The 18,928-nt window shown below is 71.0% G+C and carries 13 protein-coding genes and 1 pseudogene; 9 read left to right on the top strand and 5 right to left on the bottom strand.

Annotation, left to right across the window (positions count from 1 at the left end; all coding sequences use genetic code 11):
* Window positions 1–59: 59 nt before the first annotated feature.
* Window positions 60–1,361, bottom strand: a complete 1,302-nt coding sequence (gene egtB, locus ASF44_RS28580) for an ergothioneine biosynthesis protein EgtB (protein ID WP_056902651.1) — start codon at window positions 1,359–1,361, stop codon at window positions 60–62.
* Window positions 1,362–1,591: 230 nt separating this feature from the next.
* Here egtB and ASF44_RS28575 point away from each other — a divergent pair, with 230 nt between their 5' ends.
* Window positions 1,592–2,029, top strand: coding sequence for a universal stress protein (locus tag ASF44_RS28575; RefSeq protein WP_056902650.1), 438 nt, complete (start codon window positions 1,592–1,594; stop codon window positions 2,027–2,029).
* A gap of 34 nt (window positions 2,030–2,063) precedes the next feature.
* Here ASF44_RS28575 and ASF44_RS28570 read toward each other — a convergent pair whose 3' ends face one another.
* Window positions 2,064–4,523, bottom strand: coding sequence for a hypothetical protein (locus ASF44_RS28570; protein WP_056902649.1), 2,460 nt, complete (start codon window positions 4,521–4,523; stop codon window positions 2,064–2,066).
* 379 nt (window positions 4,524–4,902) lie between these two features.
* On the opposite strand from ASF44_RS28570, the pseudogene ASF44_RS28565 reads away from it, so the two are divergent.
* The 3 genes and pseudogenes from ASF44_RS28565 to ASF44_RS28560 all read left to right on the top strand — a co-directional run.
* Window positions 4,903–5,433 (top strand): annotated as a pseudogene (locus tag ASF44_RS28565) (spore coat protein U domain-containing protein); the annotation flags it as partial.
* A gap of 1 nt (window position 5,434) precedes the next feature.
* Window positions 5,435–5,662 (top strand): spore coat protein U domain-containing protein (locus ASF44_RS31375; protein WP_235579381.1); only part of this gene is annotated, 228 nt, incomplete at its 5' end.
* A gap of 65 nt (window positions 5,663–5,727) precedes the next feature.
* Window positions 5,728–5,997, top strand: coding sequence for a hypothetical protein (locus ASF44_RS28560; RefSeq protein ID WP_056902647.1), 270 nt, complete (start codon window positions 5,728–5,730; stop codon window positions 5,995–5,997).
* Between the two features lie 7 nt (window positions 5,998–6,004).
* Here ASF44_RS28560 and ASF44_RS28555 read toward each other — a convergent pair whose 3' ends face one another.
* Window positions 6,005–7,429, bottom strand: a complete 1,425-nt coding sequence (locus ASF44_RS28555) for a short-chain fatty acyl-CoA regulator family protein (RefSeq protein ID WP_056902646.1) — start codon at window positions 7,427–7,429, stop codon at window positions 6,005–6,007.
* 114 nt (window positions 7,430–7,543) lie between these two features.
* On the opposite strand from ASF44_RS28555, the gene prpC reads away from it, so the two are divergent.
* The 4 genes from prpC (at window position 7,544) to ASF44_RS28535 (ending at window position 13,511) form a co-directional block, all read left to right on the top strand.
* Complete coding sequence (prpC, locus tag ASF44_RS28550; protein ID WP_056902645.1) at window positions 7,544–8,710, top strand: 2-methylcitrate synthase; 1,167 nt, start codon at window positions 7,544–7,546, stop codon at window positions 8,708–8,710.
* Between the two features lie 89 nt (window positions 8,711–8,799).
* Window positions 8,800–11,424 (top strand): Fe/S-dependent 2-methylisocitrate dehydratase AcnD, encoded by a 2,625-nt coding sequence (acnD, locus tag ASF44_RS28545; protein ID WP_056902644.1) that lies wholly within the window; start codon window positions 8,800–8,802, stop codon window positions 11,422–11,424.
* An 18-nt stretch (window positions 11,425–11,442) separates the two neighbouring features.
* Complete coding sequence (prpF, locus tag ASF44_RS28540) at window positions 11,443–12,630, top strand: 2-methylaconitate cis-trans isomerase PrpF (protein ID WP_056903054.1); 1,188 nt, start codon at window positions 11,443–11,445, stop codon at window positions 12,628–12,630.
* Between the two features lie 20 nt (window positions 12,631–12,650).
* Window positions 12,651–13,511, top strand: a complete 861-nt coding sequence (locus ASF44_RS28535; protein WP_056902643.1) for an oxaloacetate decarboxylase — start codon at window positions 12,651–12,653, stop codon at window positions 13,509–13,511.
* A 19-nt stretch (window positions 13,512–13,530) separates the two neighbouring features.
* Here the strand turns inward: ASF44_RS28535 and ASF44_RS28530 are convergent, their stop codons facing one another.
* Window positions 13,531–15,285, bottom strand: a complete 1,755-nt coding sequence (locus ASF44_RS28530; RefSeq protein WP_056902642.1) for a methyl-accepting chemotaxis protein — start codon at window positions 15,283–15,285, stop codon at window positions 13,531–13,533.
* A gap of 127 nt (window positions 15,286–15,412) precedes the next feature.
* Complete coding sequence (locus ASF44_RS28525; RefSeq protein ID WP_082525112.1) at window positions 15,413–15,934, bottom strand: chemotaxis protein CheW; 522 nt, start codon at window positions 15,932–15,934, stop codon at window positions 15,413–15,415.
* A 270-nt stretch (window positions 15,935–16,204) separates the two neighbouring features.
* On the opposite strand from ASF44_RS28525, the gene ASF44_RS28520 reads away from it, so the two are divergent.
* Complete coding sequence (locus ASF44_RS28520; RefSeq protein WP_056902640.1) at window positions 16,205–18,799, top strand: ATP-binding protein; 2,595 nt, start codon at window positions 16,205–16,207, stop codon at window positions 18,797–18,799.
* The last annotated feature ends 129 nt before the right edge of the window (window positions 18,800–18,928 follow it).

Raw genomic sequence — 18,928 nt, 5'->3', positions numbered from 1 at the left:
GCCGGCCTCGCTGCCCACCACGCGCAGATAGGGTTGTATCGAGGGTTGCATGACAAAGCTCATTCGGCGGTCTCCTGGTCCTGGGGTGCGGGGGCTTGCGGATCGCGCGCCAGCCGCAGTCCCGAGAACTGCCAGCGCGCGTGCGGCGGAAAGAAGTTGCGGTAGGTGGGCCGCGCATGGCCTGCCGGCGTGGCCAGGCTGGCGCCGCGCAGCACGATCTGGCCGACCATGAACTTGCCGTTGTATTCCCCCACGGCGCCGGCCAGCGGCCTGAAGCCCGGGTAGGGCTCGTAGGACGAACGCGTCCACTGCCAGACCTTGCCCGCCATGTCGCGCAGGCCCGGCGCGCCGTGCGCGGCCTCCCATTCGAATTCGGTCGGCAGCCGGGCGCCGGCCCATTCGGCATAGGCCGCGGCCTCGTAGAAGCTCAGCTGCATCACCGGCACCGCCGGGTCCAGCGGCTGCACGCCGGCCAGGCCGAACACCTGCCAGTCGGCCGCCGGTGCGCGCGGATCGCCCGGCGCCAGCCAGTAGGCCGGCGCCTGCCAGCCCTGCGCCTGCACCTGGGTCCAGCCGTCGGACAGCCACAGGCCGGCCCGGCGGTAGCCACCGTCCTCGATGAAGCGCAGGTAGTCGCCGCAGCTGACCAGCCGCTCGGCGATCTCGTAGGCCGGCAGCAGGCGGCGGTGGCGCGGGCCTTCGTTGTCGAACGAGAAGCCGTCGCCGTCGTGGCCGACCTCGACGATGGCCTCGGGCCGGCGCAGCCAGCGCAGCGGCTCGGGCTGCTCGCGCACCAGGCGCAGCGCCGCGGTCTCGGCCGGCGCGTAGGCCGGCAGCAGCGGGTTGCACGACAGTGCGTGCAGCACGTCGGTCAGCAGCAGTTCCTGGTGCTGCTGCTCGTGCTGCAGGCCCAATTCCAGCAGCGGCGCCGCAGCCTGCCAGGCCTGGGCGTCGGCCTCGGCGATGAAGCGCTCGACGGCCGCGTCCACATGGCGGCGGTAGGCCACGACCTCGTCTGCCGAAGGCCGCGTGAGCAGGCCACGCTGCGGCCGCGGATGGCGCGGGCCCAATGCCTCGTAGTAGGAATTGAACAGGTAGGAGAAGCGCGCGTCGAAGGCCTCGTAGCCCGGCGGGGACGGGTGCAGCGGGTGCAGCACCACAGCCTCGAAGAACCAGCTCGTGTGCGCCAGATGCCACTTGGTCGGGCTCGCGTCGGGCATGGACTGCACGCACTGGTCCTCGGGCGACAGCGGCGCGGCCAAGGCCAGCGAATGGGCCCGCACCGCAACGAAGCGCCGCAGCAGCCCTTCGCGCTCCTGCGGGACCGCAGGGGCATGCTCAGGACGAGAGGAAACGGTCATGCAAGGCCTCGTTCTCGTAGGTTCTTGTGCGGCTTCGCACAGCAAGACGCGACCATAGGCCAGCACGCCGGGCCGGCACGTCGTTGCCGCGCCGCTGCCGTCGTCGGCGCCGGCCTGCCCCGGGTGCAGGACCAAGCCTACACCTGCAATGGCGACAAGGGCATTCCCGGATTCGACGGCGCCGCAGCGCTTGCCTAGACTGCGCCCACCACAACCCAGGGAGTTCCGCCATGTACAAGCGCATCCTGCTCGCCTATGACGGGTCAGAAGCCGGCCAGAAGGCCCTGCTCGACTGCGGCGACCTGGCCCACCTGAGCGGTGCGGCCCTGACCTTGATCGCCGTGATGCCGCTGCACGTGGGCTCCATCGGCCTGGAGGTGGGCGTCTACGACCAGGCCGCCGAGGAACGCGAGCGCGGGCGCCACCAGGCCGTGCTCGATGCCGGCCTGGCCCGGCTGCGCGCGGCCGGGCACCACGTGGGCGGCGAGGTGGTGACGGGCGACTCGGTCACCGAGATCACGCGCCGCGCCAAGGAAATCGAGGCCGACCTGATCGTCGTCGGCCACAAGCACCTGGAGAACTGGGCGGCGCGCTGGTGGCAGGGCGCCATCTCCGGCGCGCTGATCGAGCACGCGCACTGCAGCGTGCTCGTGTCCATCATCCGCTGAGAACGGATGCATCGCAGGCCGCCGGTCGGGTGCGTCAAGGCAGCGTCGCCTGCAGCAGCTGCCCGTCGGAGATCAACACCAGCCGCCTCACGCCCGGGGCCACCAGCGCGCCGGTGCCGCCCAGCGTCGGGCTGGCGCCGAGCGTGACGGCGGTGCCGCGCGGGATGAGCGTGGTGAAGCCGCCCGTGGCGGTGTCGACGCGGGCCAGGTCGCCCGCGCTGGTGATGGCGTAGAGCGTGCCGGCCGGGTCGACGGCGATGCGCGAGGCCAGGCTGGCGAAGCTGCTGACGGTGCCGTCCGGTGCGATGCGGCGCAGCGTTGGGGCGGTATTGCCGCGGCTGCCGTCGAGCACCCACAGCACGCCGTCCGGCGTGCGCGCCAGGCCCACCGGGCCGCTGAAACGCGCGGTGGCGGCCGGGCCGTCGGCGGTGCCTTGCTGCCCGAGCGCGCCGGCATACGTGCTCACGTTGCCGGCGGCGTCGATGCGCCGGATGGCCCGGTTCGGGTTGTCGGCGGCGAACAGTTCGCCGCCCGCCCCGGTGACCAGCGCCTCGACCGAGGAAAAGCGTGCCGCCGTGCCGGCGCCGTCGGCGGCGCCGTTCTCCGGTGGTGGCGCGCTCTGGCTGGGGATGCCGAAGTACGCCGCGCCGGCCACCGGTGTGGTGGTGTTGGTGCCGTCGATGCGGCGGATGTTGAAGGCGTCGAAGAAGAAGATGTTGCCCGTGGCATCGACGGCCAGCGCCGTGGCGGCATTGAGCAGCGCGGCGCTGCCCGTCCCGTCGAGGTTCCAGCGGTTGGTGGGCAGGCCGACCAGGGTCTTGACGCTGCCGTCGGCGGCGATGCGGCGCACGAGGCTGTTGGCCTGGCTGATGACCACGCTGCCATCGGGCGCGGCCGCGACCGGCGCAAAGCCGATCCCCGGGCCGTCCAGCGGCTGCTGCGCCAGCACGCCGGTGCCGCCGCGCGCCTGGGCGCCGCTCTCGAACGCATTGGCCATCGCGACCGTGGTGACGAGCCCCGTGGCGTCGGCCCGGCGCACCGCGCCGGCCTCGCTGTCGGTGAGGATGAAGCTGCCATCGCCCACCGGGGCCACGCCGCCACGGAACCGGCCCAGCCGCGACCGGCCCGGGGGACCGTCCACCAGGCGCGGGTACTCGTTCGTGGCGTTGTACTCGGGCGTCGGGGGCCGGCTGCCGGCCGCCGTGGTCACCACCGCCGTGCCGGTGTCGATGGCGCGCAGCAGGCCGATGCCGTCGCGCAGGTACAGCGTGTCGCCCTGCAGCGCCAGGAACCCCGCGGTGGGCAGGCCGGCCGCGGTGCCGGTGCCGTCGGCGTTGTCGTTCAGCAGCACGGGGCCCTTGCCGGCAAAGGTGTCGACGTTGCCGGCACTGGCGCCGCTGCGCGCGATGCGGCGCACGCGGCCGAACTCGCTCACGTACACGGTGCCGTCGGCCGCCGCGGCGACGCCAGTGGGCACGCTGAACTGCGCGCTGGCGGCCGGCCCGTCGACCGAGCCGAAGCCGCCGTTGCCGGCGTAGGTGGAGACGGCGCCGGACAGGCTCACGCGCCGGATGCGGGCGTTGCCGCTGTCGGCCACGTACAGGTCGCCATCGGGGCCCCACGCAATGCCCAGCGGCGCGAAGAAGCGCGCGGTGCCCCCCGCGCCATCGGCCATGCCGGCCGTCCCTGCCGCGCCGGCAAGCGTCGTCACCACGCCCGCGGGCGTGATGCGGCGGATGGTGTGGCCGAGCTCTTCGGTCACGTACAGGTTGCCGTTGCCGTCCGCGGCGATGCCCATCGGGTTGTTGAACCGCGCCGCGGTGCCGGTGCCGTCGGTGGTGGCGCCCGGTACGCCGCCGTTGCTTTCGCCCGCGACGAGCGTGATGGACGACAGGTCGGCCGCCAGCCGGCGCACGGTGTTGCCCGACACGAAGGCGAAGCTGCCCGAGGCCTCGCGCACGATGCCGCGCGCGCTGCCGATGTCGGCCTGGTCGCGCAGCCCGTTGACCGCCAGCGGCGCCAGCAGCGGGCCGGCTGGCGGTGGCGCGGCGTTGACGGTGAGCGTGGCCACGTTGCTGGTGGCGCTGTCTGCGCCGCAGGACAGCGTGGCGCGGAACTGCGCGCCGTTGTCGGCCAGCGCGGTGGCCAGGCGGTAGCTCGGCGCGGTGGCGCCGGCGATCGCGGCGAAGTCGCCGGCCGCGCCGTTGTTGCGCTGCCATTGCGTGGTGAGCGTGCCGCTGCTGCAGGTGGCGGCCACGTCGAAGCTGGCCTGCGCGCCTTCCGTGGCGGTGGCGGCCACGGGCTGCAGGGTGATGGTGGGCGCCGGGGGCGTGACGGGCGGCGTGACCACCCCGGGTGGCGGGGTCGTCCCACCGTCCGGCGGCGGGTCGTCGCCCCCCCCTCCGCATGCGGACAGCGCCAGCACGGCCGCGCCCAGGGCCAGGGTGGCGCGCCGGCGCAGCGCGGGCTTCGGCAGGATCGGGAACATGGACATGGGGGCGACTCCGGTTCAGGACGCCAGCTGATGTCGGGCGACGGCACAGGGCGGGTGTCCGACGGCCGGCGAGCGTGTTGAGGCAGAGGGTGAGGGCTCGCACTGTAGGCAGTCGGGTGCGCGGTGGGCATCCCGCCGAGGCGGTACGGCGCGGGCGGCGTGGCCGCGGCGTCCCGCCCATGCGGTAGCGGCCTCGAAAGGCGGCTTCGACGGTCATCCGGACGCCCTGCCCGGCTGCCCGCAAATGTGAACGGAACGTGAACAACCCTGCCGCAATCCGTCACGGTCTCTACAGGATGTGGGAGGCGGCAAGCCGAACAATCAGGCCCATCGGTTCACGACGAACCGGCCCGATCCACCACCCGACACGAGGTTCCCCATGCGCAAGATGTCCACCAAGATCGCCCTGGCCCTGAGCACCCTGGCCTTCGCCGCGATCCCCGCCTTCGCATCGGGCAGCATGGCCGGCCAGCTGAACACCAAGATGGTGCTGCARGCCGGCTGCATCGTCTCCGGCGCCCCGGGCGCYGGCTCCACCGGCGTGAACTTCGGCACCCTGGACTTCGGCACCCAGCCGGCCACCTTCACCGGCATCCTGGCCGCCACCGCCTCCGGCGGTGCCGGCGGCGCGGGCGCCACCCAGATCCTGTGCTCGCCCGATGTCCTGTCGCTGTCCATCACCGTCAGCGGCGGCAACAACGCCGGCCAGGGCGGCTCGGTCGGCATCGGCTCGCGCGCCATGAAGCTGGGCACCTCCAGCTACCTGCCCTACGAGGTCTACAGCGACGCCGGCATGACCAGCGCCTACCCCACCAGCGCCAGCGCCGTCGGCGTCACGCTGCCGGGCACGGGCGTGGCCCTGCCGCTGCCGATCTTCGGCCGCATCAACAAGACCAGCACCGCCGCGCTGNCTCGCGCGCCATGAAGCTGGGCACCTCAGCTACCTGCCCTACGAGGTCTACAGCGACGCCGGCATGACCAGCGCCTACCCCACCAGCGCCAGCGCCGTCGGCGTCACGCTGCCGGGCACGGGCGTGGCCCTGCCGCTGCCCATCTTCGGCCGCATCAACAAGACCAGCGCCGCCGCGCTCGCGTCCGGCACCTACACCGACGTGCTGCAGGTCACGCTGGCCTGGTAAGCACCGCGCCCCGGCGCCAGACCCCACCCCCGTCATCGCACCCGATCGCAACCAAGGAGGCCACCATGGAAGTTCGATTCAACGCCCCGCTGGCAACGCAGGCGCAATGCACCGAGGGTGCGCAGGCCGCCCGCGCCGTGTTCGAGGCCTCGGGGCTGTCGCCGCTGGCAGCGCGCAATGCGTTCACGCAGGTGCAAGGCAACGACGAGGCCGAACAGCCGAGCCCGGCCACGGTGCGCGCCGCGCGCACCTGGAGCCGCGCCTGCGATGCGGCCGTGCGCGCCTGCTTCGGCGCCAGCCCACGTCCCCCGCAGGCCGACCTCGACGTCGCTTGACCCTGCCTCACGGCGCGGCCGACACGGCCGCGCTGTAGGGCGTGAACCGGCTCTGGTTCACGTCCACCTGCAAGGGCCGGCCGATGAACGGGAAGGCACGCTGCGGACAGTGCGCCCGATCGCAGACCTTGCAGCCCATGCCGATGGGCGTGGCCGCGTCGGGGTCCGACAGGTCCAGGCCCTTGGCGTAGACCAGCCGCGGTGCGTGCCGGATGTCGCAGCCCAGGCCGATGGAGAAGGTCTTGCGCGGCGCGCCATAGCCGCGCCCGCCGCCCGACACGGCCCGCGCGATCCACAGGTAGCTGCGCCCGTCGGGCATGCGGGCGATCTGCGGCAGCACGCGCTCGGGCTGGCCGAAGGCCTCGTACACCGTCCACAGCGGGCAGGTGCCGCCGGTGCGGCTGAAGTGGAAGTGCGTGGCCGACTGGCGCTTGGAGATGTTGCCGGCCCGGTCCACCCGCACGAAGAAGAACGGCACGCCCGGCGCGCCGGGCCGCTGCAGCGTGCTCAGGCGGTGGCACACGGTCTCGAAACCCACGGCGAAGCGCTGGCCCAGCAGATCGATGTCGTAGCGCAGCGCCTCGGCCGCCTGCAGGAAGCGCCCGTACGGCAGCACCAGCGCACCGGCGAAGTAGTTGGCCAGGCCGATCCGCGCCAGCTGCCGCGAGGCCGCGTCGTCCGTGAAGGGCGGCACGTCGGTCAGCGCGTCGATGCACGCGCCGATCTCGAGCAGGGCCAGCTGCGTGGCCAGCTGGAAGGCCTGCTGCCCCGCATCGAGCGCCAGCGACAGGCGCAGCGTGCGCGCCGCCGGGTCGAAGGCGCGCTTGCCGTGCGCCGCCTCGTCGCTGGCCAGCACGCGCACGCCATGCTGCTGCACGAGGCGCTGCACCAGCCAGTCGGCCAGCGTGCCGCCGGCCTGCCGCGCCTGCTCCGCGAAGGCCTCGGCCGCCACGTCGACCGCGTCGAAGTAGTTCTGGTGCGCAAAGAAGAAGTCGCGCACGCGCTCGAACGGCATGGCGCGCGGCAGGCTCTCGCCCGAGCGCCCGTCGCCCAGGTGGCCGGCCATGGTCTCGACCTGGTCCAGCGCCGCCTGGTTGCGGCGGTACAGCGCCACCACCGCCCGGCCGACGGCGGGCATCTGCGCGGCGATCTCCTTGATCTCGGCCAGCGCCACGGGTTCCGGCGCGTCCGCCAGGGCCTCCTGCAGGCCGGCGACCAGGCGCGCCTCCTCGTCCTCGGAGAACTGCTGGATGTCCACGCCCAGCGTGGCGTGGATGCGCAGCAGCACCGGCACCGTCAGCGGGCGCTGGTTCTGCTCGATCTGGTTCAGGTAGCTCGGCGACAGGCCCAGGGCATGGGCCATGGCGACCTGCGACAGGCCGCGCTCTGCGCGCATCTTGCGCAGGCGCACGCCCATGAAGGTCTTCTTCATGCGCGGTGCCGCCGTGGGTGATTCGCAAGATTCGCAATTTCGCGGGTTTTCATTCGCAAGCCTTCGCCTTTTCAGTGCTGTCGCAAAACGCGTATTTTGCGTAGATTGCGAAGCATGAACAACACCAGCATCCAAGCCGCTGCCACCGGCTTCAAGCCCAAGAAGTCCGTCGCCCTCTCGGGCGTGACTGCCGGCAACACCGCGCTGTGCACCGTGGGCCGCACCGGCAACGACCTGCACTACCGCGGCTACGACATCCTGGACATCGCCGAGGTCTGCGCGTTCGAGGAGATCGCCCATCTGCTGGTGCACGGCAAGCTGCCCACGCGCGCCGAACTCAAGGCGTACAAGGCCAAGCTCAAGGCCATGCGCGGCCTGCCGGCCAGCGTGAAGGATGCGCTGGAGCAGTTGCCCGCCAGCAGCCACCCGATGGACGTGATGCGCACCGGCGTCTCGGCGCTGGGCTGCATCCTGCCCGAGAAGGACGACCACGGCCTGCCCGGCGCGCGCGACATCGCCGACCGGCTCATGGCCTCGCTGGGCTCGATGCTGCTGTACTGGTACCACTGGAGCACCCAGGGCAAGCGCATCCCGGTCGAGACCGACGACGACTCCATCGGCGGCCACTTCCTGCACCTGTTGCACGGCGAGAAGCCTTCCGAGGCATGGGTGCGTGCCATGCACACCTCGCTGAACCTGTACGCCGAGCACGAGTTCAACGCGTCCACCTTCACGGCCCGCGTGATCGCCGGCACCGGCAGCGACATGTACTCGGCGATTGCCGGCGCCATCGGCGCGCTGCGCGGCCCCAAGCACGGCGGCGCCAACGAGGTGGCCTTCGAGATCCAGAAGCGCTATGACAACCCCGACGAGGCCGAGGCCGACATCCGCGCGCGCGTGCAGCGCAAGGAGGTGGTGATCGGCTTCGGCCACCCGGTCTACACCGTGAGCGACCCGCGCAACGTGGTCATCAAGGGCGTGGCCCGGCGGCTGTCGGACGCGGCCGGCTCGACCAAGATGTACGACATCGCCGAGCGGCTGGAAGCCGTCATGTGGGAGGAGAAGACCATGTTCCCCAACCTGGACTGGTTCAGCGCGGTGAGCTACCACATGATGGGCGTGCCGACCGCCATGTTCACGCCGCTGTTCGTCATCGCGCGCACCAGCGGCTGGGCCGCGCACGTGGTCGAGCAGCGCGTGGACAACAAGATCATCCGCCCCAGTGCCAACTACACCGGGCCGCAAGACCTGGCCTTCGTGCCCATCGAAGAGCGCCGCTGAGCGCAGGCGCCGATCATTCACCCTCGACCGCTGGTCGTTCGGGCGGGCCGCAGGCCCGCCCTTTTTTACCCGTTGCCCCCGTTCCCCCGATGCATCCGAAACACCGCAAGAACCTGCCCGGCACGGCGCTGGACTACATCGACGCGCGCGCCGCCGTCGATGCGCTGCGCCCCGGCGCCTGGGACCGCCTGCCCTACACCGCGCGCGTGCACGCCGAGAACATCGTGCGCCGCGCCGACCCCGCCCGCATGGACGACTACCTGCGCCAGCTCATCGAGCGCCGCACCGATCTGGACTTTCCGTGGTACCCCGTGCGCGTGGTCTGCCACGACATCCTGGGCCAGACCGCGCTGGTGGACCTGGCGGGCCTGCGCGATGCCATCGCTGCGCAAGGTGGCAACCCCGCGGCCGTGAACCCGGTCGTGCCCGTGCAGCTCATCGTGGACCATTCGCTGGCCGTGGAGTGCGGCGGCTTCGACCCCGATGCATTCGCGAAGAACCGCGCCATCGAGGACCGCCGCAACGAGGACCGCTTCCACTTCATCGAGTGGACGAAGAAGGCCTTTGCCAACGTGGAGGTGATCCCGGCGGGGAACGGGATCATGCACCAGATCAACCTGGAGAAGATGTCGCCCGTGGTCGCCGTGCAGGATGGCCTGGCCTTCCCGGACACCTGTGTCGGCACCGACAGCCACACGCCGCATGTCGACGCGCTGGGCGTGGTCGCGGTCGGCGTGGGCGGGCTGGAGGCCGAGAACGTGATGCTGGGCCGCGCCTCCTGGATGCGCACGCCCGACATCGTGGGCGTGGAGCTGACGGGGCGCAGCCAGAGCGGCATCACCGCCACCGACACCGTGCTCGCGCTGACCGAGTTCCTGCGCCAGCAGAAGGTCGTCGGCGCCTACCTCGAGTTCTTCGGCGACGGCGCGCGCCATCTCACCATCGGGGACAGGGCGACCATCTCGAACATGTGCCCCGAGTACGGCGCGACCGCCGCGCTGTTCGCCATCGACGCGCAGACCATCGCCTACCTGCGCCTGACCGGCCGCGACGAGGCCCAGGTGCAGCTGGTCGAGACCTACGCGAAGACCGCAGGCCTGTGGGCCGACCAGCTGCGCACGGCCGACTACGGGCGCGTGCTCCGGTTCGACCTCTCCAGCGTCGTGCGCAACATGGCCGGCCCGTCGAACCCACACCGCCGCCTGCCCACTTCCGCGCTGGCCGAACGCGGCATCGCGCAGGGCCTGGCGCAGGCGCGCGCGCAGGAGGCGCAGGGCCTGCTGCCCGACGGCGCCGTGGTCATCGCCGCCATCACGAGCTGCACCAACACCAGCAACCCGCGCAACGTGATCGCCGCGGCACTGCTGGCGCGCAACGCCAACCGGCTGGGCCTGGCGCGCAAGCCTTGGGTCAAGACCTCGCTGGCACCGGGCTCCCGGGCGGTGGAGCTGTACCTGCAGGAATCCGGCCTGCTGCCGGAGCTGGAGCAACTGGGCTTTGGCATCGTGGCCTTCGCCTGCACCACCTGCAACGGCATGAGCGGCGCGCTCGACCCGCAGATCCAGCAGGAGATCGTCGAGCGCGACCTCTACGCCACGGCCGTGCTGTCGGGCAACCGCAACTTCGACGGGCGCATCCACCCGCATGCCCGGCAGGCCTTCCTGGCGTCGCCGCCGCTGGTCGTGGCCTACGCCATCGCAGGCACGATCCGCTTCGACATCGAGCAGGACGTGCTGGGCGTGGTGGGTGGCAAGGACATCCGCCTGAAGGACATTTGGCCCCTGGACGAAGAGATCGATGCCATCGTCGCTGCGAGCGTCAAGCCCGAGCAGTTCCGCCGCGTCTACGAGCCCATGTTCGCGCTGCGCGTGGACGATGGCGAACGCGTGTCGCCGCAGTACGGCTGGCGCGCTGCCTCCACCTACATCCGCCGCCCGCCCTACTGGGACACCGAGGGCGTGGGCGCGCTGGCCGCCAATCCGCGCACCTTGAGGGGCATGCGCCCGCTGGCCCTGCTGCCCGACAACATCACGACCGATCACCTCTCGCCCTCCAACGCCATCCTGCCGGACAGCGCGGCGGGCGAATACCTCGCGCAGATGGGCCTGCCCGAGGAAGACTTCAATTCCTACGCCACGCACCGCGGCGACCACCTGACCGCCATGCGCGCGACCTTCGCGAACCCGCAGCTCGTCAACGAGATGGCGCTCGTGGACGGGGTGCAGCAGAAGGGCTCGCTGGCCCGCATCGAGCCCGAGGGCCGGGTCGTGCGCATGTGGGAGGCCATCGAGACCTACCTGGGCCGAGCCCAGCCGCTCATCGTCATCGCCGGCGCCGATTACGGCCAGGGCTCCAGCCGCGACTGGGCCGCCAAGGGCGTGCGCCTGGCCGGTGTGGAGACGGTCGTGGCCGAAGGCTTCGAGCGCATCCACCGCACCAACCTGATCGGCATGGGCGTGCTGCCGCTGGAGTTCCTGCCGGGCACCACGCGGCGCACGCTGGGCCTGGACGGCACCGAGACCTACGACGTGGTGGGCGAGCGCACGCCACGTGCCACACTCACCCTGGCGATCCACCGCCGCGGTGTCCGCACCGAGCAGGTGCCGGTCAGCTGCCGCCTCGACACGGCCGAGGAAGTGTCGGTCTACGAGGCGGGCGGTGTGTTGCAACGCTTCGCGCAGGACTTCCTCGCGGCGCAGGCCCAGGCCGCGTGAATGGAGACACCGAACCCCATGGCATTCGCACCCCAACTCAAGATCCCCGCCACCTACCTGCGTGGCGGCACCAGCAAGGGCGTGTTCTTCCGCCTGCAGGACCTGCCCGAGCGCTGCCGGCAGCCGGGCCCGGCCCGCGACGCGCTGCTGCTGCGCGTGGTCGGCAGCCCCGATCCCTACGGCAAGCAGACCGACGGCATGGGCGGGGCCACCTCGTCCACCTCCAAGGCCGTGATCGTGTCGCGCTCCACGCGGCCCGGACACGACGTGGACTACCTGTTCGGCCAGGTGGCGATCGACAGCGCGTTCGTCGACTGGTCCGGCAACTGCGGCAACCTGTCGGCCGCGGTCGGGCCGTTCGCCATCGCCCATGGCCTCGTCAATGCGGAACGCATCCCGCGCGACGGCCTGGCCACCGTGCGCATCTGGCAGGCCAACATCGGCAAGACCATCGTGGCGCAGGTGCCGGTCACCGACGGCGAGGTGCAGGAGACGGGGGACTTCGAGCTCGACGGTGTGGCCTTCCCGGCCGCGCAGGTGCAGCTGGACTTCATGGACCCGGCGGACGAAGGCGAGGACGGCGGCGCGATGTTCCCGACGGGCCGGCCCGTCGACACGCTGGAGGTGCCGGGCGTCGGCCGCTTCCAGGCCACGCTGATCAACGCCGGCATTCCCACCATCTTCCTCAACGCCGGGGACCTCGGCTACACCGGCACCGAGCTGCAGGCCGCCATCAATGGCGACAAGGCGGCACTGGCGCGCTTCGAGGCCATCCGCGCCTGGGGCGCCGTGCGGATGGGCCTGATCCAGGACGTGGCCGAGGCCGCCGGCCGCCAGCACACCCCCAAGGTGGCCTTCGTCGCACCGCCGCGCGGCTACACGGCCTCCAGCGGCAGGCAGGTCGCGGCGGCGGACATCGACCTGCTCGTGCGCGCGCTGTCCATGGGCCAGCTGCACCACGCCATGATGGGCACGGCGGCCGTGGCCATCGCCACGGCGGCGGCAGTGCCCGGCACGCTCGTCAACCTGGCGGCCGGGGGCGGCGAGCGGCAGGCCGTCCGGTTCGGGCACCCCTCCGGCACCCTGCGCGTCGGCGCCCAGGTCAGCCTGGCCGATGGCCGGTGGACCGTCACCCAGGCCTCGATGGGCCGCAGCGCGCGCGTGCTCATGGAGGGCTTCGTGCGCGTGCCCGCAGACAGCTTCTGATCTCCGACGAAAGACACCGCATGTCCACCCGCAAACAACTCCGCGCCCTGGTCGAAGCCCGCACGGGCCTGCTCGTGCCGGGCGCCTTCAACGCCCTGTCCGCCAAGGTCATCGCCGACCTGGGCTTCCAGGCCATCTACGTGACCGGCGCCGGCGTGACCAACATGTGGTTCGGCATGCCGGACCAGGGGTTCATGGGCCTGCACGAGATCGCCGAGCACACGGCGCGCATCCGCGATGCCGTGGACGTGCCGCTGCTCGTGGACGCCGACACCGGCTTCGGCAACGCGCTCAACGTGCGCCACACGGTGCGCGTGCTCGAACGCGCGGGCGCCGACTGCATCCAGCTCGAGGACCAGGTCGCGCCCAAGCGCTGCGGCCATTTCTCGGGCAAGGAGGTCATCTCCACCGAAGAGGCCGTCGGCAAGATCCAAGCCGCCGTCGATGCGCGCCATGACCCGGACCTGCTCGTCATGGCCCGCACCGATGCGGCGGCCACGCACGGCTTCGAGGCCGCCATCGAACGCGCGCAGCGCTTCGCCGAGGCCGGCGCCGACATCCTGTTCGTCGAAGCGGTGACGAAGCCCGAGGAAGTGCGCGCCCTGCCCCGGCGGCTGGCCAAGCCGCAGCTCATGAACATGGTGATCGGCGGGCGCACGCCGATCTTCGACGCCGACCAGCTCGGCGCACTGGGCTACGGCATCGTGCTGTACGCCAACGCCGCGCTGCAGGGGGCCGTGGCCGGCATGCAGAACGCCTTGACCGTGTTGCGCGACGAGAAGCAGGTGCGCGAGGACAGCGGCCTGGTCACGCCGTTCGCCGAACGCCAGCGCCTGGTCGGCAAGCCCGAATGGGATGCGCTGGAGAAGCGCTATGTCTGAGCGCGCGCTGGCGCGGTGGCTAGAAGCTTTCCCAGTCGTCCGTGCCGGTGCGCTTGCCCGCCGTGTCGGCCGCCGGCTTGGGCAGCGCAGCGGGCGCCGGCTTGGTGGCGGCAGGCCTGGCCTTGCCGAACGCGGGACGCGTCACGTTCTTGGCGCGGTCCGGGCCACGCCGCTCCACGACCGGCGGGGCCGCAGCAGCCGTGGCGGCGGGCGCGTGCGCACCGAGCTTGAACACGGCGACCACCTGGACGAGTTGCTGCGCCTGCGCCTTCAGGCTGTCGGCCGCGGCAGAGCTCTCCTCCACCAGCGCGGCGTTCTGCTGCGTGGTCTGGTCCATCTGCGTGACGGCTTCGCCGACCTGCGACACGCCAGCGCTCTGCTCGCTGCTGGCCGCGCTGATCTCGCCCATGATGTCGGTCACGCGGCGGATCGACGCGACCACGTCGGTCATCGTGGCGCCAGCCTTGTCCACCAGCGCCGTGCCCTTCTCGACCTGCTCGACGCTGGCACCGATCAAGGCCTTGATCTCCTTGGCGGCCTCGGCGCTGCGCTGCGCCAGGGTGCGCACCTCGCTGGCAACCACCGCGAAGCCGCGGCCCTGTTCGCCGGCGCGCGCCGCCTCCACCGCGGCATTGAGCGCCAGGATGTTGGTCTGGAAGGCGATGCTGTCGATCACGCCGATGATGTCGGCGATCTTGCGCGAACTGTCGTTGATGCCCTTCATGGTGTCGACCACCTCCGCCACCACGTCGCCGCCCTGTGCCGCGACCTCGGAGGCCGTCACGGCCAGCTGGTTGGCCTGGCGGGCGTTGTCCGCGTTCTGCTTGACGGTCACGCCGAGCTCTTCCATCGACGCGGCCGTTTCCTCCAGCGCGCTGGCCTGCTCTTCGGTGCGGCCCGACAGATCCTGGTTGCCCTGCGCGATCTGCGTGCTGGCGGACGCCACGGCCTCGGCATTGCTGCGCACGTCGGCCACCACCTGCGCCAGGCTGTCGCGCATCGTGCCCATCTGGGCCAGCAGGCTGGTGCGGTCGCCCGCCTTCACGTCGATGGTCACGCTCAGGTCGCCCTTGGCGACGGCGGAGACGACGTCCACCGCCGTGGCCGGCTCGGCACCCAGTTGCCGGAAGATGCTGCGCGTGAGCAGCACGCCGAGCGCGATCGTCAAAGCGCTCAACGCCAGGCCGCCGAACACCATGGTGTTGTTGGTCAGCGAGGCCGTGCTGTCCATCGCTGCGGCGCGCACGCCCAGCAGGTCGGACTCGACCTTCCTGAATTCGGCCACGCCGCTGCGGAACGCATCCATCGCGGCCTTGTCGCGGCCCGCGGTGAACTCCTTTTGCAACAGCTCGGGCGCGGCCTTGCCCGCGGTCACGTCGCGCCGCAGCGCGATCAGCGCGTTGGCCACCTCGACGAACTTGACATGGTTCTCCTGCAGCTTGGCCAGGCGCGCCTGCTGGGCCGCGTTGTCCGAGGTCAGCGACTTGGCCTTGTCGAAGTACGTGCCGAAGTCGCGCTGGCCCTGCTTCATGGGCTCGAGGAACTTGTCGTCGCCGCTGGCCACGAACCCGCGCATGCCGGTCTCGATGTTGACCATGTTCGTCAGCATGCCTTCGCCCTGGAACATCACTTCATAGGTGTGGGTGTTCCAGGCGGTCGTCTCGCGCATCTTGGCCAGGTTGACGACCGCGACGACGATCAATGCACCGGCCGTGGCCAGCAATGCGGCGAAGGTCAGCGTGAGCTTTTTCTTGAGTGTCAGGTTGGAGAACATTTGTTGTACTTGGGGATGTTGAGGCGCACCGCGCCCTGGGGACCGTCATCTTCTCGTTCAAAGGCTGACAGGTGTTCTTGGCGTCGCAGACGGATCGCTGCGTCGTCGGGTCGAGCCGATGGATGCTTCAATGCGCCTGCGCGATCAGACCCATCTCTGCACTGCCCATCAGGCGTTCGATGTCCACCAGGATCAGCATGCGTTGCCGCTCGCCCTGGGCGATGCTGCCGATGCCGGTGATGAAGTCCACGCCGATGGCGCTGTCGAATTCCGGTGCCGGCAGGATCTGCTCGGGCGCGAGCTCGACGACGTCGCTCACCGCATCGACCACGACGCCGACGACCATGCGCGCCATGTTGAGGATCACCGTCACGGTTGATGGGCCGTACTCGAACGTCTGCTGTCCGAACTTGATCCGCAGGTCGATGATCGGCACGATCACGCCGCGCAGGTCGACCACGCCCTTGATGAAGGGCGGCGCATTGGCGATGCGCGTGGGCTCCTCGTAGCCGCGGATCTCCTGCACCTTCAGGATGTCGATGCCGTATTCGACGGCGCCGAGCTGGAAGCTCAGGCATTCGTGCGATGCCTCGCCGGCGGCAGCGGCGGTACGCACGGCGGAGTCTTCCGCGGACGTGAGAGAAGTCATGCAAGCACTTTCTGAGGGACGGAACGTCGCGTGGGAATGTAGGGAAATCCCCTACAACGAATGTGGCGACATTGTGAAGACCGATCGCCATGGCGGCAGGCCGCCGCATGCTGCGCGTCCGACGGAATGCACCGCCCATCGCTGCCGCACCGATGCCGTGCGTTGCGTGCACCGGTGCAGTGCAGCGCGGCGGCGGCCGCGGCCGGCAGCGGTTTCCGCCTGGGCACAATTGCACGGAACGACCAGACCGCGTGGGAGCCGACCCGAGACATGTTGCACCGCCGTACTTTTTCCATCCAACGGCAACTGCTGTTGCTGGTCCTGGCCCTGGGCCTGCCGTTCCTGGCCTTCCTGCTGATCACCACCTCCCGGCAGGCCAGCCATGACCGCGCGCAGGCGGGCCAGCAGATGCTGGGCACGGCGCGCGTGACCGCGGCGCGCCTGGACGACCACATCGGCGACATCCTGCAGGTGCTGAACGTGCTGAGCACGACCGTGGGCACCACGCCGCAGGACACCGCACTCAACGACACCCTGCTGCTGGGCCTGGCCGGCAGGCTGCCGGGCGAGATCAGCAACATCGCGGTCTGGACGCCGGACGGCCGCAACATCGGCACGCTGCAGCCGGACGTGCGCGGCGCGGTCGTCGGCGAACGGCAGCGCAGGTCGTTCGAGGAAGGATTGGCGCGCAACGGCCTCGTCGTGACGGCACCGGTCACGTCGATGGCCAACGGTGCACCGATGGCCGTGTTCTCGGTCCGGATCGAGCGCGGTGGCCAGGTGGCAGGCCTGGTGACCATCGCATCCGAACTGACGGGCTTGCAATCGCTGCTGGCACCCGGGGGCTACGGTCCCCCAGGCAGCGTGATCACCGTGACCGGCAGCGACGGCATCGTGGTGGCGCGCTCGCTCAAGCCAGAGGAGTGGATCGGCCGCAGCCTGACCGTTCCCGGCGCCCCGTCAGTACCGGGTCCAGATGGCGCCGCAGCCCGTGGCGGCCTGCAGCCCGGCGAAGGCGTCTGGGATGGGCCCAGCGCCGACGGCGTGCGCCGCATCGCGGGCTACGCGACCGCCAAGCGGCTGCCCTGGCAGGTCTACGTCGGCGTGCCGGAGGATGCCGCCATGGAGCCCGTGCGGACGCGCCTGCACGAAAGCCTGATGGCGGGCGCCGCCATGCTGGCGATCGGCCTGCTGCTGTCTGCCCTGGTGGCGCGCCGGATCTCCCTGCCGCTGCGGCGGCTGGCGCAGGATGCGGGTGCGCTGGGCCGTGGCGACCTGGCGCACCGCAGCACCGCCGCGGGGCCCCGGGAAGTGAATGCCCTGTCCACCCGCCTGAACGAGATGGCCGAGGCCATCCAGCAGCGCAATGCCCGGCTGCAGGCCAGCGAACAGGAGCTGTCCGACCTGTACGAGAACGCGCCCTGCGGCTACCTGACGCTGGATGCCGAGGGCCGCTTCGTCCGGATCAACGCGACGGCGCTGCGCTGGGTCGACTGCGCGCGCGACGAGGTCATCGGCCATTCGCTGCCGGAGTTCCTGACGGCGGAAGGCAGGGAGCTGTTCGCCGCCAAGCTCCCCGAACTGCTGGCGCACGGCGAGACCAGGGACCTCGAATTCGAGCTGGTGGGCAAGCAGGACGGCGCGCGGCGCGTGCTGGCCAGCGCGGTCGCGGTGCGCGATGGCGAGGGCCGTGTGCTGTCGATCCGCGCCGTGCTGTACGACATCACCGAACTGGCGAAGATGCGCGGCGACCTGCAGCGCCTGGGCGAGGAGGAGCAGGCCATCCTCGACACCGACCTGATCGGCTTCGTCAAGTTCGCCGGCGGGCGCGTGACCTGGGCCAACGCCGGCGCTGCGCGCATGTTCGACTACCCGCTCGACGCCTTCATCGGCTTGCCGTCCCGGGTGCTGCATGCGTCGGACGAGGCATTCGCCACCACCGAGGCGCAAGCGGCGCGGGCGGTCGCGGCCGGGGCCACCTACCGCCACCAGCTGCAGCTGGTGCGCAGGCAGGGCGAGGCCCGCTGGTTCGACCTGATCGCGATCGGCCTGCCCACCAGCCCCGGGGCGACGATGGTCATGCTGCAGGACATCACGCTGACCAGGGAAGCCGAGCAGACCCGCGTGCACGCACTGCTGCTGGAAGCGCAGAACCGCGAGCTGGCCGAGAGCAGCCGCCTCAAGAGCCAGTTCCTGGCCAACATGTCGCACGAGCTGCGCACGCCCCTGAACGGCATCCTGGGCATGGCCTACCTGATGGGCACGGACCCGGCCGTGTCGGCCTCGCCAAAGCTCAAGGGCCACCTGGGCCAGATCGACCGGAGCGGCAAGCAATTGCTGTCGCTCATCGAGGCCATGCTCAACATGGCCAACATCGAGTCGGGCAAGCTCGACCTGGCACCTGAACGCCTGTCGCTGCGGGCGGTCTGCGCGCAGGTGGTGACGCTGTTGCAGGCGGATGCCGAACGCAGACAGGTCGATGTCCAGGTGGAGGTGGCGCCCGAGGTCGACGAAGTGACGGCCGACGCCACGCGGCTCACGCAGGTGGTGGCCGCGTATGTCTCCAACGCCATCAAGTTCTGCGAGCCGGGTGGGCATGTGCGCGTCACGGCCACGGCGCAGGGCCACGGCATGTTCCGCATCGAAGTGGCAGACGACGGCATCGGCATCGCCGAGGCGGATTTCCCGCGGCTGTTCGTGGCCTTCCAGCAGCTCAGCGAGGGCTCGCGCAAGGCCTACCAGGGCGTCGGGCTGGGCTTGGCCCTGGTCAAGCGGCTGGTGGAGGCCCAGGGCGGCTCGGTCGGCGTCCGAAGCGTGCAGGGCCAGGGCAGCGTGTTCCACCTCGTGCTGCCGACAAGGGGCTGACGGCCCGGCCGCAGGCCCGTTCGAACGGGCCCGGGCCGCGGTGCGCGACGGCGTGCCGGGCAGCGGCCTGCAGTCCATGTCCACATTGGGATCGCCCGCGAACGCAGGCAGATCCACGTCCCCGTATGC

The organism is Pseudorhodoferax sp. Leaf274 (genome assembly GCF_001422445.1).
Lineage (GTDB): Bacteria > Pseudomonadota > Gammaproteobacteria > Burkholderiales > Burkholderiaceae_C > Pseudorhodoferax.
Note: the sequence above shows the minus strand (reverse complement) of the source record. Positions and strands in the feature narration are given on the sequence as shown.